This is a genomic window from Paenibacillus typhae, from assembly GCF_900099765.1.
Classification (GTDB): domain Bacteria; phylum Bacillota; class Bacilli; order Paenibacillales; family Paenibacillaceae; genus Paenibacillus_AQ; species Paenibacillus_AQ typhae.
The window spans coordinates 75,099-97,727 of record NZ_FNDX01000002.1 but is presented as its reverse complement, the minus strand read 5'-3'; the positions used below and the strand labels follow the sequence as shown (position 1 = coordinate 97,727).

Below are 22,629 nucleotides of genomic sequence, written 5' to 3'. Positions count from 1 at the left end.
GAAATTATCCTCTCATCGTATTATTGGCAGACGAACTAGAACGGTCGTCCCTATATCGAGCTTGCTATGCACTTCAATGGTGCCGGCATGGGCTTTAATTATCGCATTTACAACCGCAAGGCCGATGCCGGCTCCGCCAGTCTTCCGGTTTCTCGATTTGTCCCCACGGTAAAAGCGTTCAAATATATAAGGGAGCTCGGTTTCAGCAATCCCCAGACCGGTATCGGAAATGGTAACAAGCCCTTCCAACTGATTCTTTGTTATCTCTATATGAATATTACCCGAGGGAGTGTATTTAAAGGCATTGCTAAGCAGATTGTCGAAGACTTGAGCCAATCTCGACCGGTCTCCGGTGATCCACACTTCATTAACGTTAATCAAATCTACTTCAAGATCGTTATGAACATATTGACCGGATACCGTATTTAACGATTGCCGGACAATATCACTTAGAGAGATCATTTCCTTCTTCAACTGAACCATCGGGTTCTCGACAGCCGCCAAGTTTTCCAAATCATGAATCAAATGAACCAAACGCAGTACCTGGTCATGACACACCTCCAGCTTGTCCGGTGTGGGTTCCCAGATGCCATCCTGAAAGGCCTCCAAATGGCTTTGAATTGTCGTGAGTGGCGTACGAAGCTCATGTGCCACGTCGGCAGTCAGGACTTTTCTTAAATTGTCCTGTTTCTCCAGTCCTTCGGCCAAATGATTAAGTGCCTGCCCGACCTCTTCAATTTCCGTACCAGGAACTGTAACTTCTACACGGGCGCTGAGATCTCCCTCTCTCATCCGTGTAGCGGCATGCTTAATCCGTAATAGTGGCTGACTGAGACTCTTTGCCGTATACCGGCTGAATAAGTACGTACCGATCATTACGATTACCAGTGCTGCACCTAGCAGCGTGTTAAACATGCGAAGGAACTGCTGACTCAGGCTTTGGGAGGATTCATTTATCGGTTGATATTCCAATGTTCCCAGCAGCTGATTGTCTCTTTCTATATTTGTCAGGATGGCAGGAAGCGTAGTATCGGTATTCATTTGTCCGTGCATCCCCATCCGACTCGTATCCCAAAGCAGACGATGACCCTTATCATACACGCGAACGATATAACCTCCAACGATCGCTTGGTGGGAAACGAGCATCCAAACGCCGGATTCCCACCCGGAATAGGATTCATCAAAAGCGGCTACAAGCTCATCAACTATTTGCTGGACTTCCGCCTTCTGCTGCTTCTCCCGATACAGATTAAACGAGAAATTCATCACCAGATTGACAAGAAGGACGATGGACAGCAGCGCGGCAAGTGCAACGCCGACATGCGATACGAGAAGCTTATTGCGTATCCCGCTTTTATATCTCATCCGGGCTCACCAAAAATTTGTAGCCTACTCCAAAAACGGTGCCGACAAATACGGGATGTTTAGGGGCATCTCCGATTTTTTGTCTAATGTTCTTAATATGGACGTCGATGGTCCGCTCAAATCCCTCATAGGTATCACCTTGAGTTAGATTTACCAGTTCAAGACGGGAGAATACTCTTTTCGGATGCTTCGCCAAAACTTCAAGCAGTTTAAACTCCATGGGGGTAAGGGCAATCGGCTCCTCTTGAACTCTTACTTCGTACTGTTCCAAATCTATCGTTAAACGGCCCTGAGCAAATAACAGCTTGGAGGTATTGCCTAGTTCGGGCTGATTTGTTCGTCTTAATAAACTAATGACACGGGCGAGCAGCTCTCTTGGACTGAAAGGTTTGGTTATGTAATCGTCAGCTCCGATCATCAGACCATTCACCATATCGTCCTCGCTGCTTTTTGCAGTCAGCATCAAGATAGGAACGTTTGACGATTTGCGTATCCTTCTACATATTTCCTCTCCGTTCATATCCGGAAGCATCAAATCGAGTATGATCAGATCGGGATGTAAAGTTTCAAATAGATGAAGTGCCCCTCTTCCTGTATTAGCTTCAAACACAATGTAATGATTTTTAATCAGGTAAGCCTTGATCACCTGCAGGATATGTTCTTCGTCGTCTACCACTAGAATTTTCACTGATCGATCACCTTCATTCATTAATTAAAAATGAGACAGACCCCATTTTGTTTGAGGTCTAATCTTATCATGATCGGTCTAGAAGTTCATCATACCTTTGCCGAATGGAGAATCCTGCATCTTTTCTGACATTCCGCTCCGGTTTGAATCACTGCAGTGGTCAACCATCTTCTTTAACTGCTCATCTGACAGACTAGGGTGCATTTGTTTCGCAAAAGGCAGCATCTCTTTGAAAAAGCCGCTGTTGCTCCCTTCATTATTTACTGTTGACGCGTATGCGCCTGCGGCCCCAATTCCCATAACCAGTACAAGAGCCGATAATCCAATCCAAAGTTTCTTCATTTGTATCTCCTCCTTATATTTACACTTTAAAGGAGAGTTATGAAGATTGAATTTGCAACTTGTTAAGAAGTGATAAAGGCTTTAAAGATGCATGGCGTCTGCTTTGGTCTTATGCACAGTCCCATGAGGGTGTTCAGGAGGAGCATAAATGACATACACCTTAAGAGGTACATTCCCCAGATTAGTGAGGTTGTGCCACTTACCTGCAGGAATCAGAATGGCATCATCGGCTTTGGCAGTGACCTGGAAATTCAGCTGGTCACGGCGATCTCCCATTTGCACCAGACCTTGCCCCTGTTCAATACGGATAAATTGATCCGTATTCGGATGAACTTCAAGACCGATGTCCCCACCGACCTCAATACTCATAAGGGTCATTTGCAGATATTGTCCTGTCCAAAGTGTAGTACGGTAGTTATTGTTTTGTTTTGTAGCCGCTTCTATGTTAAATACAAGAGGGTTTGGTCCAAAATCTTTTAGAACATGCTGTTCTTGCTTTATTAAAGATGGTCTTTGGGATTGAACATAAGGGAGGTAGACATTTCCATAGTAAGAATTGCAGAATACTGGATATGGGCTTGAGCATAAAGTTTCTCCATAATATCTGGGCTGGTTATAAAACATAAAAAATCATTCCCTCCGAGTTTGATATATCCCAGCATATGCCCATATCAAGAAAACGTACTTCAAATTACAGGTGTGAATTTAGACATGGAATAGCTTCGATAGCCACCTGACACATTCTTCACTCGGTACCCCTTTTGTTTCAGAATCCGGGAGGCAATGTAACCCCTCATTCCAACTGCGCAGTAAGCGTAAATTTCTTTGTCCGGATCTAGTTCCTGGCTTCTTGTACGGAGCTCATCGACCGGAATATGCAGTGCTCCTTCAATATGACCTTGATCATATTCTGCTTTAGTTCTGACATCCAGCAGGATCTGTTGATCGGGATTAATGTTCTCTACATCCCTTAGCGTAACCACTTCGGCTTGCCCGCTTAATACATTTTGTGCCAGGTAGCCTGCCATATTGACCGGATCCTTAGCAGAAGAGAACGGAGGCGCATACGTCAGTTCAAGCTCAGCAAGATCATTAACTGTACCCTTTAACCGGAGAACGGTAGCAATAACGTCGATGCGTTTATCAACCCCTTTTTCCCCGAATGCTTGTGCGCCAAGAATAGTGCCTTCATCGTTAAATAAAAGCTTTAGCGCTATAGGTTTGGCACCGGGATAATAGGATGCATGGGAGCTTGGATGAACATATACCGTACGATACGGAATGTTCAGTTTCGTTAGCACCCGCTCGTTACTTCCCGTACTTGCTCCGGTTAATCCGAAAATTTTGATGATGGCTGTACCTTGAGTCCCTTTATAAGTCGATTGCAGTCCGCAAATGTGATCCGCTACGATTCGTCCCTGTTTGTTGGCTGGTCCTGCCAAAGGGACTGCTGATTGTTGACCGGAAACGAAGTCCGTAATTTCAACGGCATCACCTACCGCATATACACCGTCGCAATTCGTTTGCAGTGAGGCGTTCACCAGGATATGGCCTCTTGCTCCGAGTTTGATCCCAGAGTCTCTCAAGAAGCCTGTATCCGGTGCTACACCAATGGCTAGAATGACCATATCTGTAGTAGCTTTCTTTCCGCTTTGCAAGGAGACTGTAATTTTCCCGTCCTTCTCTTCAAAAGATTGAACGCCGTCGCCTAGCTGCAGCCGTACCCCATTGTCTTGAAGCTCCTTCTCGGCAAATGTAACCATATCTGAATCGAATGGTGCCAGGATATGCGGAGCCGCTTCAACTAAGGTCACATCCAATCCCCGGTGCCTAAGATTCTCGGCCATCTCCACACCAATATAACCGCCGCCTATGACAACCGCGTTTTGGATGTCTTCCCGGTCAACGTAAGATTTAATTCGGTCCGTATCGGGGATATTTCTGAGCGTGAAAATCAAGTTGCTATCTATACCGGGAATTGGCGGCTTTAGTGGCTTTGCACCGGGAGACAGGATTAAATAATCATAACTCTCTGTGTATACGCCATTATCTTTGCTATTTACGGTAACGGTTTTCTCGTTCACATGGATTTCTGTTACCTCACTATGAATTCGAACATCGAGGTTAAAACGGGACTTCATGCTCTCCGGAGTTTGTACCATCAGCTTAGAGCGATCTTGTATCGATTCACCAACATAATAGGGAAGGCCACAGTTCGCAAAAGAGATGTGCGCATCACGTTCAAACATGATGATTTCTGCATCTTCGTCCAAACGTCTAAGCCGGGCAGCTGCCGAAGCACCGCCTGCAACACCGCCAACAATCAACACTTTCTTTTTCATTAAGATCACCCTTTTTTTTGAATTGTGTATAACGCTCTATTTTTGCATCTGACCCTTCCAGGTTATAATTCCCCCCCTAAGCTCCGCTACATTAGAATACCCTTTTCGAACAAACAGCTTTGCGGCTTGTTTGCTACGCATCCCGCTCTGACAATACAGCAAAACCGTACGATCTTTGGGGATATCATCTATATACTGCTGAAGTTGGCTTAGGGGAAAATTTACTGCTCCCTTAATATGTCCACGATTATACTCATGTACTTCCCGGACATCGATCACCTGGTTACCCTTGGCTTCCCTTTGAAACTGTTCTGGAGTCAGTGAGCGCAAGCCTTTCAGTGGCGCGAACTGTTTGAATAAAATCCAGAGTACAAAGGAGCCTAGTATTAAATAAAAAACAGTATTCATTTGTTCTCCCCATTCTGTAATTCATTTTTAAACCCCTGAGCCCCGTATATGCCCCTCCCAGTACTCATTCGCATCCCTAACGTCAAGGGTTTTCGCGTTAGGCCATCGGTCATCCAGATGTCCTTTCCATTATTAAATTGCTTAGACTCCTTCATCAATCCCGGACAAGTTTACTGGTCCATTCATTTAACCCCCCCGTCATATTGACTACTTTATATCCCTTTTCATGCAGCAGCTCGCAAGCCAAACCGCTTCGATTTCCGCTGCGGCACATGATAATGATCTCCTGGTCAAGGTCTAATTCCTTAAGCCGTCCAACTAATTGACTCAGCGGAATATGCTTGGCTCCTTCAACATGCCCCTCTACCCACTCGGCTAATTCGCGGACATCCAATAAATTAAGTGACTTGCCTTCCTCTAATTGATCAGCAACTTCTTGTGGTGTGATTGTGAATGGGATTTTAAATGCCATTTGATTCCTCTCCTTTTATGATTAGAACTGAATTCCCATGATTATAATACATATACCCCTATGGGTATTATAACGCTACACTGATTTATTATCAATACTTCTCGATGGTAAACATCGCATATCCATGAAAGAATGGCAGCAACTGCTAATAACTACAGTTGCTGCTAATGATCAGCAGTTTGTTTATCTTTCCTCACTCATCTGCTTTTAACAAGCAACTCCACAGCTTCTTTGACCATTTTTTCTGTATCTGGATTACCGTTGGCTTGTTCTTCTAAAATACATTGCTGCAGATTCTCCGCCACAATCTGAGCGAGCGCTCTGTCGGAGGCATTGCGAATGGCAGACAACTGTGAAACGACCTCTTTGCAGGACTTGCCTTCATCCATTAACCGCAGCACTCCGCGAATCTGTCCTTCGATCCTGCGCAAACGGGTTTTAATTTCATTGGGATAATTGTATTCCATATCTGTTCATCTCCTCGTATAAGCGATACCTGTATAGGTATAGTATAGAGCAAAACCATTAAATATACACGCTATATAAACAAGTTGACTTTCGCGATTGGACATTTTGCAATCCACCTAACAGCCCCTCTTAAAGGATAGAGGACCAAATCTTAACAGAGGTTAAGGAAATAAGGATGATTAAAGCATATCTCAGCACCTTTACATTCATTTTGGCGCTTATTTTTGAACCGAGCGGTGCACCGATCAAGCTGCCAATGACTGTAAATAGTGTCGGCCATAATGGAATAGCGCCTCCGGTAATTTTACCAACCACTCCTCCAATGGCTGAAATAAAGACTATCGCCAGTGAGGAAGCAATGGTCGTACGTGCTGGAATGTGGAGCAGAGTAAGCATGACCGGAATCAGAATAAAAGCTCCTCCAGCGCCGACAATGCCCGAAACGATTCCCACTATAAAGGCGGATATACTTGCAATCAAGGCATTAAATTGAAGCTCAGCCCTATTCTCTTCCGTTCCATTGTTTGGGATGAGCATAAGAATAACAGCTAGAACAGCCAAAATACCATAAATGAGGTTAATGATGCCCCCTTCAAGCAGTCCTGAGACAAAACCTCCGATCAAACTGCCAGCGAGTATGCTGGTTCCCATATATAGAACGAGCCGTTTATTTACGAAAGATGGCCCTGTTGTACTCTTTTTCCGAAAAGCCAATACTCCTGCTAATGAAGCAAAAAAAACCTGGAACATACTGATCGATGACACCTCATGCGCATTAAATTGGGCCGCACCGAGAAGAGATGGCACATAGAGCAGCAGCGGGTAGTTAATAATTGCCCCTCCGATCCCAAGTAAGCCTGAAAAGAAAGAGCCGACCAATCCAAGCACAATCATGATGATCATTAGAAAGGGATCCATAATCTGCCTCCTTCCGGTCTGAATTTGTTGTATACGATCCGTAACAGTCAGGTTATAATTAAAACATAGTTACCACATAGGAAATGAGGTATAAAAATGCTGGTGGTATTAAAAAAATGGTTCACTGATACATGCCCTGTATGCCAGGAAAGACTTCAGGCAGAAAGCGATTTCGCGTGCACTACCAAATCCTGTCCCCAAGGTCATTATAGAGAAGAAGCCTACTGTACACTTGGAGTGAGGGTTACCTATAAAGCCTTGAAATAAGCGAACACATCGAGCGTGTTCGCTTATCCTACTCTTATTTGTCATGAACCGCGCAGCGATTGGGACCGACTTCCATCTCCCGCTGCTCGTCTTCGCTTGGTGTGATTTTCCCCATGTTGGTCTGGCGGATTTCCTGATAAGCATTCGGCTGCGGAGGCAGATTTTCGGTGACTGTCCGGCGGAATTCTTCCTCCTGCTGAATGTTCAAGCCAGGATTATTCTGATACAGATCCGACAATTTGGCCATCACCCGGCCGCCTGCCCCCAGTTCGGTAACCTTGCCAAAGTGTGCAGGCAGAACCATAAGATCTTGCGAAAGTTCTGCATAACGGCTATAGAGCGTATTGCGCAGATCTCCGACCCAGTCTTCCGCTTTACCGGCCAGATCGGGGCGTCCGATCGACTCGATGAACAGGATATCGCCTGTCAGCAAATATTGATCGTCTACAATAAAAGAGGTGCTCCCGATCGTATGACCGGGCGAATATACCGGCTGAATCTGGATGGTCGCAGACCCTACGGAAATATCACGGCCTTCCTCAAGCTTCTCATAAGTGAAGGTGACTTCTGTTGCATCTTTAGGCGGTAGCCAATACGTGGCGCCTGTTTGTTCCGCGAGTCTGCGTCCGCCGGAAATGTGGTCAGCATGCAAATGCGTATCGAGCGTATGTTTGATCACCGCTCCCTTTTCTTTCGCAAACTGTTCAAATACATCCGTCATCCGAAGGGTATCAATAACGGCCGCTTCCCCTTGGGATACGACCATATAAGACAGGCAGCCTTTACCAATCCGGACAAACTGATACAAAGAGCCGCCGGTTTTCAATTCACCAATTTCCACCGGTTCCAAATGCTCGCTCCAAGCTTTCATACCGCCTTCCAGATAGTGCACATTCGTCCGGCCGGCCTCTACAATCTGCTCAGCAACAAACTTGGAAGAACCCTCTTTTGCACAGACAACGAGCAGTTTTTTGCCATCCGGTATTTGATCAAGAGCTTCGTCTACACCATCCAGAAGATTAAAGTAGGGGATATTGATGATATCCACGCTCTCACCTTCGATTTTCCAATCATTAAAATCACTTTCGTTACGCACATCCAAAATAAACAATTCTTCTTTTGCCAGAACGATTCGAGTTAATTCTTTGGCATTCATGATTTTTAAATTTGGTGCTGCTTTCATGTTTGAATCCTCCTTTGGATTAGAATGTCAGACTTACGTTGGCATCTTTGGCAAAATCCAGGAAAGTTACGGCCCCGCCTACTTCAATGCCTTCGATAAAGTCCTCTTTCTTCAAGTTCATTACATCCATCGTCATCTGACAGGCAATGATTTTCACACCCAGCTCCTGCGCCATTTCTACAAGCTGGGGAATCGAAGGAATATTGGCATTCTTGAAGCCCTCTGCGAAGTGTTCGGCTCCCGCCGGGAGCGGCAGTTGATGATGCGCCTGTTTGTGAATAAGGTTCAGCCCTTCAAAAGTGAAGAAGATCGCTACTTCCGCATCCGTTGCCGCAGAAGCCGTTGCGATGTTAAAGACTTTATAAGCGTCAAACAAACCAGCATTGCTTGCAATAATCGCTACTTTTGTACTCATGTTAATAACCTCCGTGTAGTTTAATTTGTAGATCTGTATTAGATGTTTTACTTCTCTGCATTTTCCAGAGGACCCGTCCAACCCGACATCCCCGGCTCGACATTCTTCACTTGATTGAATCCTTTTTCGCTGAGCAGACGGCAAGCCATATCACTGCGGTTTCCGGTCCGGCAGACAACATAAATTTCATCTTCCGGGTTCAACTCGTGAACATGATCCTCAAGCTCTCCGAGTGGAATCGAAATGGAGCCGGGGATTCGGTTGAACGAATATTCAGCAGGCTCCCGGACATCAATGACGGTAATTTTATCGTTTGCTGCCAGTTTTTTGGCTAAATCTTCATTGGAAACACAATGAGGATGCTTTTTTTCTTCTTTTACTTCAGCGGGTCTGGATTTACGGATGTAGTGTCTAAGCACATCTCCATCTTCTACAGTACCGAGATAATGATGGCCTGTATTCTTAGCCCAACCTTGAATGTCTGCAAGAGATCCTTTATCTGTGGCTTGGACCTCAATGACTTGACCCTCCTCCAGCTGATCGATCGCCTTTTTGGTCTTTACAATAGGCATTGGACATGCGAGCCCTTTACAATCAAGGGTCATGTTTGTTTTAATTTCCGGCAATGTGGCTCCTCCTTGTACTGGGTTATAGATTTAAGTGCAGTCTTGTTAGTCAGTCCTAAACCGGATGATAACTAGCGACTTTTGAAATATCGGATGCGGCGATAATGATATGATTTTTATCGCAATACCGATACCCCTATGGGTATAATACAAGGTCGAGTGTTTATTGTCAACAGCTGGTCAAGCTTATACGGATAACAAAAATTGTATCGAAGAGTCTCAAAGCATGTAAAAAGAGAAAATTCGAAAGCTAACGAACCGGACCTGGTCCATCTCCATGGAAGGAATAAGCCGATTAAATCAATATCTAATGGGCTGGCGAATCTGTGAACTCCGAGCACTTGGAGTGCCCGACCGGGCATGTTTCAAGATGGCCAACTCACGGCGAGGCGCATGGGAAATGTCTCGGAACACCAATAATGCCCTTCCCACTTCCTGCTGGGAAGGGAAAGGGCTGAAAAGTTTGCTTTCATGCTACTTAGGTCCTGAGAAAAAGGGATAATTCGGCTTTACAGAACAATGTTCACCGGATTGTTGTCAAATATCTCAAATGGTCCGGGTGTTACATTTCTTTCGGGGCGCAGCTTATGAAAAAAGTCGTGGTCGAAACGGTAAGGGGATCCATCCGGTTCCTCATAGAGCATTTCAGCATGATGGCTTCTGCCTAGAAGGGCTGTTGTGACTACCGCAGGAGCTGCAGCACTTATGATTTCAGAATTATGAACATGCACTTGTACCTTGCAAGTAGCCGGATCGATGTCGATTTTGATACAACTGCTATCATAAACCTTAGCATAAGGCTCATGAACACTGGGTACCGCGCCTTTCATATACAGATTGCCCTGTATCGAAACGGGAAGTGCCATCTTATCAGGCTGAAATGGCTTTCCGGATTCCTTATAAGCCGCAATTTCTTCCTTGGAATATTCCCACCACTGCTTTTGAGAAGCGCTTGGGTAATCGTTATAGCCGCCCAATCCGGCAGGATGAAGATAACAGCGGGAGTTATCGGGTACCCCATCCATCACCGCGTCACCGCCGTAATCCATATTCTCCCTTGGAGGGAGCGGAAGATGCTCGAAAAAGGTCAGAGGCTGCGGCTCTTTGTCCGGATCGCCGTCACCTATAAAGATGTTATTGTAATACCTGTCGTCGCCCCCTGTAATGTTGCTGAATCCGGCAACCGCTGTCTCATGAGGCATATGGTAGGGAGTATAGCGGGTAAGCTCGGAGCGCATCACAAATCTGCCGGTAAACAGATTGTGAACAAACGCACCGCCTTGAGCCATATTGCGGAAGTTCATAGGCGACAAGAACAGGTTATGATCAACCGTATAAGGGCCATGGCAGACCTCCACAAAGAGATCCTCAGACAGATTGTCATAAAAGATATTCCGGCTGATTCGGGTGCCCTGCGCCTGCCAATCCAGCCAAAGGGCCCGGTAGGAGCTATAGATGACATTCCCGCAAATCTGGGTATCCAGTGCGGCGTGGAGTTTAATTCCCCCCACTTCTGCGCCGTGGAAGATTCGCTTGTGGTGGATATTGTAGATGCGGTTTTGATAAATTCGGCTAAAAGCAGCACCTAAATGTCCAACAATCCCTGCCTGTTCACAATCATGAATGACATTGTTGCGGACAATATGGCTCCCTATATGATCTTGCTGCCAATCCTTGCGCAATGCCCGAAAAATAACCTCCTGCTCCCGTTGCGTTCCGCCTTTGCTCCGATTATTCGAAAATTCGTTATGCCCGGTACTTCTTTCTTTGCCCAGGCTGATCCCCGTACATTTGGATTCGTTGATTAGATTATTCTCTATAATCCAGCCTTTACTCCAGTGGGGACCGATAAGCCCTTCCTGCAAAGCTGTTGGAGGAGCCCACTGGGGGGACGCCTGCCGGAGAGTAAAGCCTCTGACGGTAATATAACTGCAGCCGGTCTTTTCAGGCCAGAAGCAGTAAGGACGCACATTGATTTCCACGTTTTCTTGCCGTGGGTCCTTGCCTCCGAAGTTCGCCCAGATGGTAGTGGTTGTTGAGCTGACTTCCGCATACCATTGCAGCAATGAATCCTCCGAATACTTAGCCTGCGGCCAAACCTGGGGATTGCGCAGCTTGTTGACGTTTTCACATTCATATAGAGATTTTCCGTCAAGGTACACATCCCCAAGATGCGGTTCGAAAGTACCATCAAACAACCAATCACCGTATAGCTTTGTCTGATAGGGGTTGCGAACGGTAAACAGGCTGTTTGGCACCTCTGTCCTCCAGACACCGTCCCCTTCTTCTTCCCAGTCAGCCACAGGCTCTGCGCCTGTGATAACCACTTCCCCATCTCCAGAAGACTGGTATACAATTCGCTGTTCCTTTGTCCCTCCATTAGCAGGATTCACCCATTCCCTGTAAACACCTGTATGTACGGTTATACTATCTCCCGGCTTTGCTAGAGCCGCAGCGCGGGAAATCGTGCGGAACGGTTGTGTCTCCGTACCCGCCGATTGGTCGCTTCCTTGAATTGCAACATGATACTCCACTGGATAAACACCCCTTTATGCCCATTATAATCATATTACATTAGATTATAATGCAACACTGCAGCAACTCCATTGATATTTACATAACTTTTGTTGATCTATCCAGAGATTATGGATAAAAAGCCCGCCTGCTTTGGCAGACCGGCCTCTTGATTGATTTAACTCAGGTCAGAAAGCTACGCTGAGATCCCATTGTCCCAGCCCAAGAAAGAGCATGCTGTTATAGATGTAATTGATATAAAAATAAGCCGATCCTGTGAGGGACCGGCTTACTTCTGAAGCGTCGCTAAAATCAGTCTTGTCTGTTCTCCACAGACTTCATACGGTTTTGATCATCAGGCAGCCGGTCATTACTGAATTCCTGGCCTGCTTCCACCTCACCGTGTTCGCTGACACTGCGTGCAAAATTGGTGAACTGTCTCTTTTGCTCATCCAGTTCGTGTTTTTTCTTCAGAAGCTGCTTCGGGTCCTGAGTGGTCATTCTTTTCCCCCCTTAACAATCAAATCATGAAGCTTTTTGTTCTTTTGAAGTTTTCCATTAAATCCAAGTGCTTATTCAAGTCATTTAATGTTAGCTCAAGGGGTCTGTGCGTGCTCCTCGAGCAGACGTTTCAGCTTTTGACGTTGACGTTTTTCCTTTTGGCGACGTTCCTTATCTTCTGCCTGGAGGGCCTTGAGCAGCGAGAAGCACATCGCAATCAGGACAATGGCAAAAGGTAAAGCCGCTACGATGGAGGCAGTCTGCAGGCCGCTTAATCCGCCGCTAATCATCAGAACTACAGCTAAGGCAGATTGCAGGATTCCCCAGGTTAATTTCACTCTTGCACTGGGATTGAGCTTGCCGTCTGTGGTCAGCATGCCCAGCACAAAGGTTGCCGAATCGGCTGAAGTGACAAAAAAGATCATAATCAGGAGCGTAGCAATAAAGGCAATGACGGTACCTAAGGGCAGCTGCTCCAGTGTGATAAACAGGGCAGTAGTCGTATTTTCTTTAACGGAAACTGCCAGCTCGGCAGCATCGAACAATTCCAGATGAAGGCCTGTACCGCCAAATACCGAAAACCAGACAAAACCAAACAGGCTCGGAATAATCATGACGCAGATGACAAATTCCTTAATGGTCCTTCCCTTGGATACCCTCGCAATAAAGGTTCCGACAAAGGGAGACCAGGCAATCCACCAGGCCCAATAGAATAACGTCCACGCTCCGACCCAGGTTCCCCTTGAAAAAGGAGTTAACCTCAAGCTCATATTGATTAAGTTTTGCATGTAGCTGCCTAACGTGGTTGTAAAGGTCTCAAAAATAAAGGAGGTCGGACCTGTGGCCCACACGAACAGCATCAATAGAACGGCTGTAACTAAATTAGTGTTACTTAGGATTTTAATGCCTTTGTCGAGACCCGTAGTAGCGGAGATCAGGAAAAGCACGGTCACTGCTGCGATAATAACAATCTGAGAGATTGTCGTGTTAGGAACCCCGAATAAATAATGCAAACCTCCGTTGATCTGAAGAGCACCGAGTCCGAGCGAAGTGGCTACTCCAAAAATGGTGGCGATAACCGCCAAAATATCGATTACCTTGCCTAACCAGCCTGCGGCCCGCTTTTCTCCGATCAAAGGGATGAAAGTCGAACTAATCAAGCCTTTGTAACCTTTGCGGAACTGAAAGTAGGCAAGCGACAAGCCGATGACAGTATAAATAGCCCATGGATGCAGTCCCCAGTGAAAAAAGGAATAGCGCATGGAAATCCTTGCTGCTTCTGTTGTGCCCCCCTCTACGCCTTCCGGCGGAGATAAATAATGGGACAAAGGCTCAGCTACGCCCCAGAAAACAAGGCCGATTCCCATGCCTGCGCTAAAGAGCATCGACAGCCAGGATAGCGTGGAGTATTCCGGTTCATCGTCGTCATCTCCAAGCCGGATGCTGCCAAATCTGCTGAAGGCTAAATAGAACGTGAAGATTAAGAAGAACAGTGTAGCCAGCAAGTAAAACCAGCCAAAATTTTGAATGGAGAAATGGTACGCGGCGTTAGCCGAGTCAGCCAGCCGTTCAGGGGCTACAGCTCCCCAAATTGCAAAAATCGCAACAATGGTAATTGAAATAGTGAAAACCATAAATAAACCTCCATTGATGTCAAATGAATCAAATTTTCTTCAGTATGTGTTTATTCAGCCTGTAATATTTGGATAAAGTTAAAATAACCTGTTCTTAGATAAACCTATCAGGTGCTAAGCAGATAAAAAGCAAAAAGAGCCTGCTTGGCACAGACTCCTCCATTGACATGAATATAAAATTTTGATGTACCTATATGGCGAATTTATGATTCCTTCCAAGGGTCTTCCTGCAGTCTGCCGGTGGCAGCGCCAAGATTAGAGCCTTCCAATAGGCATGCCTTGATTTTTCTCTGCAGGGAGGTATCTTCCCTAAGTTCGCGTACAGGAATATCCGTTCTTCCGAATACCCATCTGATAAAGCTGTCGTTCGTTTCATCTACATGTACTAATTCGAAAGCCCTTTGAAAACCGAGTATGTTTGAACTCTCCGGCAGCAGCTTTGTAAGGTGTGGAGACAGCAGCCAGGAATCACACATCATATCCGACTGTCCATAATCCGGGAAGTATCGGGTGAAAAATGCTCTGGCATCCTCATAGGACTCCCGCAAACGTTCTCGCCCCATACTGGCATCAGCGGGGATATGTATGTTAATCCATTTCTTTTTTTCCCTTTCGATCATTTCATATTCAAGAGCACCAATCCGGAATTCGCGAAGTGAAAGCTGTCTTGGGAACCACCATGCCCACTTAAATGCATAGGTCCCGTATAGCTTATAATGTTCCTCTATGAATCGGGTGCAGAACTTCATCGTATCGGTAAAAATGGTATCATTAATTCCTCTTTTTTTGTATTCTTTATGGGAGTCAACTGCTCGAAGAAGCATAAAAGCAAGCATTTTGCTCCCATCCGGATCCTCTCCGAGGACACCGGCAATTTCTTTGACTCCATTGTCCCATTGGGATGGATCATCCAGAACAGCAGACAATGACTCTGTTGATTTTTCTTCGTAATCGCTTGCAAAGTCTAGTACTGATCTTGTCATTTGCTCGGGCAGGCATATCATTCCGCATAACTCAATTAAATTCATATTTTATTCCCTCCTTATTAAATAGTATCAAATTTTTCAGTCCCAAAGTGAGGATTTGATTAATCAGTTGTATTCTTTGTGAAAATAAAAAGACCGTCTCTCTTGAATAGAGACGATCTTCTAAATTCCGTTTGTATACGAACCTGTCATTAACGGCTCACCATATCAGAATAGCTGTTATCATTGACCACACGGCGGGCGGTTACATACCGGTCCTTATAGTACGATTCTGACAAGCTGCTGATTCTTACTCCCTTACTGCTGGAAGAGTGAGCGAATTTGTTGTCCCCTACATAAATGCCCGCATGGGAAACTCCGGAACCAACTGTGTTAAAAAACACAAGGTCACCCTCACGCAGATCATCCTTGGCTACAGGAGTGCCGGCTTTGGCTTGTGATTGAGAAGTGCGAGGAAGGTCATCCACATTGAACTTCTTAAGTACATAAAGAATAAATCCGGAGCAATCAAAGCCTGAAGTTGTGGTTCCTCCATAAAGATAAGGGGTTCCTACGACCTGATTCACAACACTGTCGAGTGTTACCTCGCTTGCGTATGTACCTGGTGCTGCAGAAGCAAATATAAATGAGGCTGCCAACATGGATACGATGAATTTCTTCAGATTCTTGTTCTCCCTTCAATGCCTACGGAGTTAGCTGAGGATTCGGTCAAAGGCAAATTATTAATATTTTGTAACTATTAACACTTTAATAGATGGTAGGCAGCCTGTCAATCCTTTTAAAATTTAATAGAATCATGAGTAACGTTTTTGTCATTTATTCAGTATCAATGTTTTTTACAGGCTCTGTAGACTTTCATAAGAACAATACTCAAAAATACGATAAAAAGGATACAGGCTGCCACCTTTATGATCCCGCTTATCTGGATTAAGGGATTGCTCTGAAAGGATACTGCGGATATCGTCATGCACGTTAAGCCCATACCGATAAAAAGAGCCGCTATGAGCCATTGTATTTTTTTCATTAGCCTGCCTCCTGACTTCATGGCTGCCGGTCAAACTGAATTTCGAATCGCGTGCCTTTACCTAACTGACTTGATACTGAAATCTGACCTCCCTGCAATTCCACCAGCTTTTTCACAATAGACAGTCCTAAGCCCGTTCCTCCAAATTGACGTGATCTGGACTTTTCTACCCGGTAAAAGCGTTCAAATATATACGGGAGCTCATCATTCGGAATCCCAATCCCTGTGTCTTCGATGACTAAAACAAACCCATTGCTGTAATAAGATACGGAGACCCCGATTGTTCCTTTTTCGGTATAACGGATTGCATTCTCCAGCAGATTGATCAGGATTTGCTCCATCCGTTTTTTGTCTGCACGAATATCCTTTATTGTTCCTTGTTCATGGTATAGCAGGCCGAGATTTTTTTCTCTTGCCTTGAGCTCCACTTTTCGCATCGCTTGCTGCGTCATTTCAGACATATTCACAGACTCCATTTCGAGACTGATCTTGCCTTCCTCCATCTTCGCCAGATCGAACAGATCCTCCACCAAATGCTGCAACCGTAATGCCTCATCATAGATGATTTCCAGATATTTGTTCTTTTCCTCTTCCGTTTCATAAAGCTCCTGCCGGAGCACCTGGGAATAACCTTCCAGATAGGTAATCGGTGTCCGCAGCTCATGAGAGATATTGGCGAAAAACTCTTGTCTGGTATCCCTGTAGCGCTGAAGATCCACTGCGAGATCGTTGATCGCATAAGCCAGGCTGCCTATTTCATCCTTGCTGTTGATGTCGAGCCGCGTTTCCAGATCACCTGCAGCAATTTTTCGGGTAGCCTGCTGCATTTTGAGTAGTGGCCGTGATAAATATTGAGCGATAATCCAAGTAATGCCAAGGGCCAACAGAAAGGCGCCTATACCTGACAATATCAACAGATAACGGACAGACGTTAAGGACTGCTCCATTTTCTCGGTAGAAGACATTACATAAAGTGCAGAGGTAGCCGCCCCATTTTCATAAATAGGCTGGCCGGATACAAAGTAACGGATTCCCGAAGGTCCGGAATATAAGAAATTGACTTTTTTTCCTGCAAAAATGTTGTCCAAATCGCTGTTCTGAATAATCTTCTGATCGGAAGAATCATGAGTTCCCGAGTGCAGAATGACTTCCCCATCCGATTTGACGTTGAAAATACTAACGTTAGAGAATTCAGCAAAGGTTTTCATCGTTTCATCAGACGTATTATCCGAATGGGCCATCACTGCAAAGTGGGAAGCCAGTTCCTCCGTCTCCGTGCGCATCCGGTCGCTATAAAAGCCCGTAAATAAACGGTCTACCGTAAAGCCCAGAAACACTAATACAATCAGAAACAGAGTAATAATAACAAATCCTAATTTAAAACCGATACGGTTATTTTTCATGGGTATCACCACAAACGTTAAATTTATAGCCAACCCCCCATACCGTTTGGATCGGGTTATACTTCAATCCGGAAATATGCATTTTCTCCCGTATATTTTTGATATGGGTATCAACTACCCGTGCTTCTCCTTCAAAATCATATCCCCATAAGCGCTCCACCAGCTCCTCTCTTGTAAAGGCCCGCTGAATGTTTTGCGCCAGAGTGGCCAGAAGGTCGAACTCCTTTTGCGTAAATTCGATCGGATGATCACAAATTCTGACTTCTCTGGCTTCCGGTATGATGATCAGATCAGGAAAACTGAGTCCACGGGCAGGCTGAACAGGCGTTGTCTGGTTCATGACTGATCTGCGGATCAAAGAAAACAATCTGGCCAGTAATTCTTCAGAATCAAAGGGTTTGGTTAAGTAATCGTCCGCTCCTATATCCAGGCCCTTGATCTTATCTCTGGTTTCTGTACGTGCCGATAAAAATAGTATGGGCGTATTCACTCGTTCCCGGATTTGCCTGCAAATCTGCCAGCCATCCATGTCGGGCAGCATCACATCCAGAATAATAACGTCAAACAAATGGACATGGACCAGAGCTAATGCTTCTTTCCCGGTGGATGCTTCCTTAATTTCAAAGCCTTCTTTCATTAAGTAAATCCGAAGCAGGTTTCTCATATTCCATTCATCATCTACAATTAACACCTTAAGTTTAGACACTGGATAACCACTCCCCTTCAACTGTATCTTATCGTTAGAATGCCGCAAGCGAATATCGCTTACGGCTCCATTTGAAATCCTCCTTATATATTTATAAGCTTAATGCCCTGAATGCGGGTTGTCACCTGATACGGGAGAAATCTCGAGCATATCATCGATTTCACTTTGTGCTTCTGCTGTAATTGCGTTGTTATCCCCTGTAATCCAGGCGTGGTTATACGGACCTTCTGCCGGAGAATCCTTAAACTTCGGCTGAATTTCAGCTGTGTATCCCATTACCGCTTCCGGCATATGATCCTTACTGGTGAAAATCAGAGGAGCATGTTTACCGAGATGTGAGAACGGGGCCGCTGCAACCGCTAGCAGTGTAGAGTCTGCAGGGAGGAAAGACAGGTTATGTCCCGGTGCAGTTATTCCCCAACCGAATCCTGTAGCTTCATCTTTGAATTTTGAAAAAGCGATAGCATTAGTAGCCGGATCATTCCCCGAGATTCGGGTTACTGATCCATAAGCTTTAAGCTTCTCTTCAACTCCGGATGAAACGGCGGACTCGGGTCCAAGCAGGTAAATCACTGCGTTCCCTCCGCGTTCGTTCAATGCCTGGACAGTCTGCTCAGGAACTTCATCCTTGGTTACGTACAGAAGGGGTTCCGGCATATGGGCTATCCAGTTTACAGCCGGAAGTGTGTATTCCGGACTATCCATCGATCCAATCACTACTGCTTGCGGGAGTTCGCCGGCAACCTTGGCATAGTAAGCATCAATGGCCCCGGCAACTGCAGCCGGCTCGTCCCCTCCAATTTGATCCAGCTTCATGTTTAACGTATCCAATTGTTTGACTACTGCATCGGAAGCCGGGCCCACGATAATGAGTTGAATCCCATCATTTCCTGCTGCACCCGCAGGCTTCAGCCGTTGTATTTCCGCGAGGGTTGCTTCAGGAACCTTGTCTTTCTCAAAGAAAAGGACAGGCCCGTTACTTGGGTGGTGTATAAGATCGGTACTTACCGCAGCAATTTGCCAGTTGCTGACGTCCGTAAGCACGACACTTGCAGGCCGGTTACTGTCGGATACGGCCGTCCAAAGGGTCCGGGACACCAGCACGGCTGCTTCAACAGGGTCAGAGGTGTTAATACGTGTCGTGTTCTTCGTACCTATCCAAGGTGTAGATACCGCGGAAGCCACTGCATTATTGTCTGGTCCCTGTTCAGCCTCTTTATTGCCAATTTGACAGCCTGCAAGGATTGTACTAAGCACAACTGTTAAGCTGACAATGACTATTCCTTTTCTCATAACATATCCTCCGTAGGTTTGTTTTCGTTTGTTTAACTGCTTCATACTTTACTTTAAATTTGTGTGGAATTTGTGTAGTGATAATATATTTAATCATTATTATCAAATTGGATTGATGTAAATCTATCCTGCTAAACTGCATAAAAAAACCATTTGAAACAAAGATTAACGATTATAAGCAAGTATTTAAGAAGGTGTGGCTCATGTTCATCAAATGGATGAAGCAGATTTTTAAACCAGCCAGAAGTGTCACAAAAAGACAAAAGCAACATCAGGGCGAGACTCCTGAAAAAAAGGACAGGCACGCTTTGCCTTCATCTTTTGAGCAGAATGTCGGAATGTTGAAGTCCAAGTTCGGAAAAAGTCCGGATTTTGTCCTCAATGAATTGGTGAACCCTAAGGGCCTCACTCTCTCGGCGGCTGTTTGTTATATAGACGGTTTGGTTGAGACGGTCTTGCTTCCTGATTTGATCAGTGCTGTTATTCATCTGCTGGATAATGAAGACAGCATTCAGGATGCGGCGAGAAGCGCATCGGAGTTCAGATCAATGATACCCATGGGCAATGTTCAGTCGCTGTCAACCGAAGAGGAGATTATGCGGGCGATCCTGGCCGGAAACGTGCTGATTCTGCTGAAAAATAATGATTGGATGCTAGGTGTCGGCATTTCCGGAGGTGTCCGCCGTTCAGTTGAAGAACCAACCTCGCAGACGGTTATCCGCGGCCCCAAGGAGGGCTTCACAGAAGAGCTGTCCACTAATCTTTCCCTGCTCAGACGTAAGCTAAAAACCCCGGCCCTGAAGTTTGAACAACATATCATCGGGACCTATACACAGACACGGGTTGTCGTTGCTTATTTGGATGGGATCGCAAGGCCTGAAGTAGTGGAAGAAGTAAATACCCGACTGAAGGCAATTGATACAGACAGCATTCTGGAAAGTGGTTACATAGAGGAATTTATACAGGATGCCGCGATAACACCCTTCCCGACCATACTCAATACGGAACGCCCTGACACCTTGGCCGGCAGCCTGCTGGACGGTATGGTAGGTATTCTGGTTGACGGTACACCGTTTGTATTGATAGCACCTGTCACCTTTTTTAACTTCTTTCATTCCAGTGAAGATTATTATCAGCGGTATGATATCTCAACCTTCCTGCGGGCCATCCGTTTCGTATCTTTTTTTGTAGCCCTGCTTCTGCCCTCTCTTTATATAGCTGTAACGACTTTTCAGCAGGAGATGATACCCACTACCCTGCTGATTACGCTTACAGGGCAACGGGAAGGTACGCCTCTTCCTGCATTATTTGAGGCTCTGGCAATGGAGCTGATCTTTGAGGTTATCCGGGAAGCGGGTGTCCGGATGCCACGGGTGATCGGACCTGCCATTTCGATTGTCGGCGCACTGGTGCTGGGTCAGGCTGCCGTTCAGGCAGGCTTGGTATCCAGTGCAATGGTTATTGTGGTTTCATTTACGGCAATAGCCAACTTTGTTATTCCGAGCATCAATATGGCCTCTGCGGTGCGGCTAATGCGTTTTGTCTTGATGCTCCTCGCCGGTACCTTCGGCCTGTTCGGCATTCTGGCAGGCCTTATACCATTGCTGGCTCATCTAGTCTCTTTACGGTCGTTTGGTGTGAATTATTTTATGCCCTATGCTCCTTACTTCAAATCCAATATGAAGGATTTGCTTCTGCGTGTACCTTGGTGGGCAATGAAGACCCGTCCCAACCAGAAGTCGGGACGCAATAAATTTAGGCAGGCTCCGAATCAATACCCGACAAGTTCGGATGAGGCCGGGGTTTATCAAGCAGAGGACAAGCCTCAGAACAAGGGGAACTAATCATGTCAGGAACTCTTCGAATAAGCTGCATCCTTCTTGCCGCAATGCTGCTGTTAAATGGCTGCGGCAAGGCTAACGAGCTGAACGATCTTAGTATCGTCACGGGATCGGGTGTAGACGGTACGGAAGGAAACTTTACGGTCACTTACCAGGTCAGCGTCGCATCTGCGAATGCATCGGCAGCCGGAGGAACGTCAGGCGGGAGCCAAAGCGGGGTTCATGTCTTTTCGACCAAAGGAAAAACGATACGGGATACCGTATTTATGAGTGCGGTGGAGCATCCGCGAAAGCTCTATTTTGCCCATAATAATGTACTGATTATCAGCAAGGAAACAGCTGAATCGGGGATTAGTTCAATTCTGGACTCCTACTTTCGTAATCCGGAATCCCGGGAGATGGTCAATGTTATGGTAACCAAGGGCAGCGCCCGAAACATCCTCAATAAAAACCTGCCGCCAGAAAAGCTGCCCGGACAGGCCATCGCCAAAATAGTTGAAACAGAACATATGTTGGTTTCCTTTTACCCTGCAACAACGATGTTTGATCTTGCCCTAGGAATAACATCTGAGTCTAAGGCGGCTAGTGTACCAGAAATCGGGATAGCCGGAGAAAATGCAGAATCGCTGGAGTCGGTAGAGTCAATAAACAGAACATCTCAAGATGCCAAGGTCAGAATGACGGGACTTGTCATCTTTAAAGGGGATCGTCTTGCAGGAAGAATGAATCTCAAGGAAAGCCTGGGCCTCTCCTGGTTAACCAATCGTGTTAAAGGTACTGTGCTTTCATTCCCGAACCCCGATGCTCCTGAAGGGGCAGACCAATCCGCCGTGAGGATATTCAAGGCCAAAGTCAAGGTTACTCCCGTGAAAGGACCGTTACACTATACCATTAAAGTGAAAGCTGAAGTCCAAGGTGAACTCGCTGAAACCACTACTGATGAGAACCTTACCGATACAGCCGGCATCAATAAACTCAAACATGCTATAGAAGAGGTTATTTTGAAGCAGATGCAAATGGGCTGGGAAGCAGCCAAGGCAATGAAGGTTGATATTCTGGGGATTGGCAACCGGATACATGAACGGAACCCGAAAGAATGGAACAGGCTAAAGCCCGTCTGGGATGAAGAATTGGCCAGGATGGATATGCAGGCAGAGGTAACAATGACGGTAGTCCGGACACGGATGTTCCTTGACTCATTCAGGCATTTGTTGAAGATAGCAGAGAAATAGC

At 45.8% G+C, this 22,629-nt stretch carries 22 protein-coding genes and 1 pseudogene; 2 read left to right on the top strand and 21 right to left on the bottom strand.

Features of this window, described 5'->3' with window-relative positions; all coding sequences use genetic code 11:
* Nucleotides 1-12 precede the first annotated feature (12 nt).
* From BLR64_RS02105 to BLR64_RS02000, 21 genes and pseudogenes are all read right to left on the bottom strand, one after another.
* Entirely contained in the window at nucleotides 13-1,365 is a 1,353-nt protein-coding gene (locus BLR64_RS02105) for a sensor histidine kinase (protein ID WP_090711748.1), read from the bottom strand.
* On the bottom strand, nucleotides 1,355-2,053 hold the full coding sequence (locus BLR64_RS02100) for a response regulator transcription factor (protein ID WP_415841049.1): 699 nt from the start codon (nucleotides 2,051-2,053) through the stop codon (nucleotides 1,355-1,357). The genes BLR64_RS02105 and BLR64_RS02100 overlap by 11 nt, the downstream gene beginning before the upstream one ends.
* A 78-nt stretch (nucleotides 2,054-2,131) precedes the next feature.
* Nucleotides 2,132-2,395, bottom strand: a complete 264-nt coding sequence (locus BLR64_RS02095; protein WP_090711744.1) for an FAD/FMN-containing dehydrogenase — start codon at nucleotides 2,393-2,395, stop codon at nucleotides 2,132-2,134.
* Between the two features lie 81 nt (nucleotides 2,396-2,476).
* Entirely contained in the window at nucleotides 2,477-3,019 is a 543-nt protein-coding gene (locus BLR64_RS02090; protein WP_090711743.1) for a cupin domain-containing protein, read from the bottom strand.
* Nucleotides 3,020-3,081: 62 nt separating this feature from the next.
* The gene (locus BLR64_RS02085; protein WP_090711741.1) at nucleotides 3,082-4,737 is read right to left on the bottom strand and encodes a CoA-disulfide reductase; all 1,656 of its coding nucleotides are present in this window, start codon (nucleotides 4,735-4,737) and stop codon (nucleotides 3,082-3,084) included.
* A gap of 36 nt (nucleotides 4,738-4,773) precedes the next feature.
* Nucleotides 4,774-5,145, bottom strand: coding sequence for a rhodanese-like domain-containing protein (locus BLR64_RS02080; RefSeq protein WP_090711739.1), 372 nt, complete (start codon nucleotides 5,143-5,145; stop codon nucleotides 4,774-4,776).
* Nucleotides 5,146-5,299: 154 nt separating this feature from the next.
* Nucleotides 5,300-5,617, bottom strand: a complete 318-nt coding sequence (locus tag BLR64_RS02075) for a rhodanese-like domain-containing protein (protein ID WP_090711737.1) — start codon at nucleotides 5,615-5,617, stop codon at nucleotides 5,300-5,302.
* Nucleotides 5,618-5,814: 197 nt separating this feature from the next.
* Nucleotides 5,815-6,084: a metal-sensitive transcriptional regulator gene (locus BLR64_RS02070; protein WP_090711735.1), complete on the bottom strand. Its 270-nt coding sequence runs from the start codon at nucleotides 6,082-6,084 to the stop codon at nucleotides 5,815-5,817.
* Between the two features lie 130 nt (nucleotides 6,085-6,214).
* Entirely contained in the window at nucleotides 6,215-7,003 is a 789-nt protein-coding gene (locus BLR64_RS02065) for a sulfite exporter TauE/SafE family protein (protein ID WP_090711733.1), read from the bottom strand.
* 301 nt (nucleotides 7,004-7,304) lie between these two features.
* Nucleotides 7,305-8,453 (bottom strand): MBL fold metallo-hydrolase, encoded by a 1,149-nt coding sequence (locus BLR64_RS02060; protein ID WP_090711731.1) that lies wholly within the window; start codon nucleotides 8,451-8,453, stop codon nucleotides 7,305-7,307.
* Nucleotides 8,454-8,472: 19 nt separating this feature from the next.
* Nucleotides 8,473-8,868 (bottom strand): DsrE/DsrF/DrsH-like family protein, encoded by a 396-nt coding sequence (locus tag BLR64_RS02055; RefSeq protein ID WP_090711728.1) that lies wholly within the window; start codon nucleotides 8,866-8,868, stop codon nucleotides 8,473-8,475.
* A gap of 47 nt (nucleotides 8,869-8,915) precedes the next feature.
* Complete coding sequence (locus BLR64_RS02050; protein ID WP_090712207.1) at nucleotides 8,916-9,473, bottom strand: sulfurtransferase TusA family protein; 558 nt, start codon at nucleotides 9,471-9,473, stop codon at nucleotides 8,916-8,918.
* Nucleotides 9,474-10,003: 530 nt separating this feature from the next.
* A complete protein-coding gene (locus BLR64_RS02040; protein ID WP_244157585.1) occupies nucleotides 10,004-11,797 on the bottom strand; it encodes a right-handed parallel beta-helix repeat-containing protein in 1,794 nt (597 codons plus the stop codon).
* Between the two features lie 105 nt (nucleotides 11,798-11,902).
* Nucleotides 11,903-12,028, bottom strand: a pseudogene (locus tag BLR64_RS31170) (DUF1565 domain-containing protein); the annotation flags it as partial.
* Between the two features lie 292 nt (nucleotides 12,029-12,320).
* Nucleotides 12,321-12,509: a hypothetical protein gene (locus BLR64_RS02035; protein ID WP_090711724.1), complete on the bottom strand. Its 189-nt coding sequence runs from the start codon at nucleotides 12,507-12,509 to the stop codon at nucleotides 12,321-12,323.
* 95 nt (nucleotides 12,510-12,604) lie between these two features.
* Nucleotides 12,605-14,143: a glycine betaine uptake BCCT transporter gene (locus BLR64_RS02030; protein WP_090711722.1), complete on the bottom strand. Its 1,539-nt coding sequence runs from the start codon at nucleotides 14,141-14,143 to the stop codon at nucleotides 12,605-12,607.
* A 203-nt stretch (nucleotides 14,144-14,346) separates the two neighbouring features.
* On the bottom strand, nucleotides 14,347-15,171 hold the full coding sequence (locus BLR64_RS02025; protein WP_090711720.1) for an acyltransferase domain-containing protein: 825 nt from the start codon (nucleotides 15,169-15,171) through the stop codon (nucleotides 14,347-14,349).
* A 149-nt stretch (nucleotides 15,172-15,320) separates the two neighbouring features.
* A complete protein-coding gene (locus tag BLR64_RS02020; protein ID WP_090711718.1) occupies nucleotides 15,321-15,791 on the bottom strand; it encodes a C40 family peptidase in 471 nt (156 codons plus the stop codon).
* 379 nt (nucleotides 15,792-16,170) lie between these two features.
* Entirely contained in the window at nucleotides 16,171-17,589 is a 1,419-nt protein-coding gene (locus BLR64_RS02010) for a sensor histidine kinase (RefSeq protein WP_244157584.1), read from the bottom strand.
* Nucleotides 17,546-18,262, bottom strand: a complete 717-nt coding sequence (locus tag BLR64_RS02005) for a response regulator transcription factor (protein WP_090712205.1) — start codon at nucleotides 18,260-18,262, stop codon at nucleotides 17,546-17,548. Before BLR64_RS02005 ends, BLR64_RS02010 begins: the two co-directional genes overlap by 44 nt.
* 99 nt (nucleotides 18,263-18,361) lie before the next feature.
* A complete protein-coding gene (locus tag BLR64_RS02000; RefSeq protein WP_090711713.1) occupies nucleotides 18,362-19,555 on the bottom strand; it encodes an ArsR family transcriptional regulator in 1,194 nt (397 codons plus the stop codon).
* 203 nt (nucleotides 19,556-19,758) lie between these two features.
* On the opposite strand from BLR64_RS02000, the gene BLR64_RS01995 reads away from it, so the two are divergent.
* On the top strand, nucleotides 19,759-21,399 hold the full coding sequence (locus tag BLR64_RS01995) for a spore germination protein (RefSeq protein ID WP_090711711.1): 1,641 nt from the start codon (nucleotides 19,759-19,761) through the stop codon (nucleotides 21,397-21,399).
* A 2-nt stretch (nucleotides 21,400-21,401) separates the two neighbouring features.
* Nucleotides 21,402-22,628, top strand: a complete 1,227-nt coding sequence (locus BLR64_RS01990; protein ID WP_090711709.1) for a Ger(x)C family spore germination protein — start codon at nucleotides 21,402-21,404, stop codon at nucleotides 22,626-22,628.
* The last annotated feature ends 1 nt before the right edge of the window (nucleotide 22,629 follow it).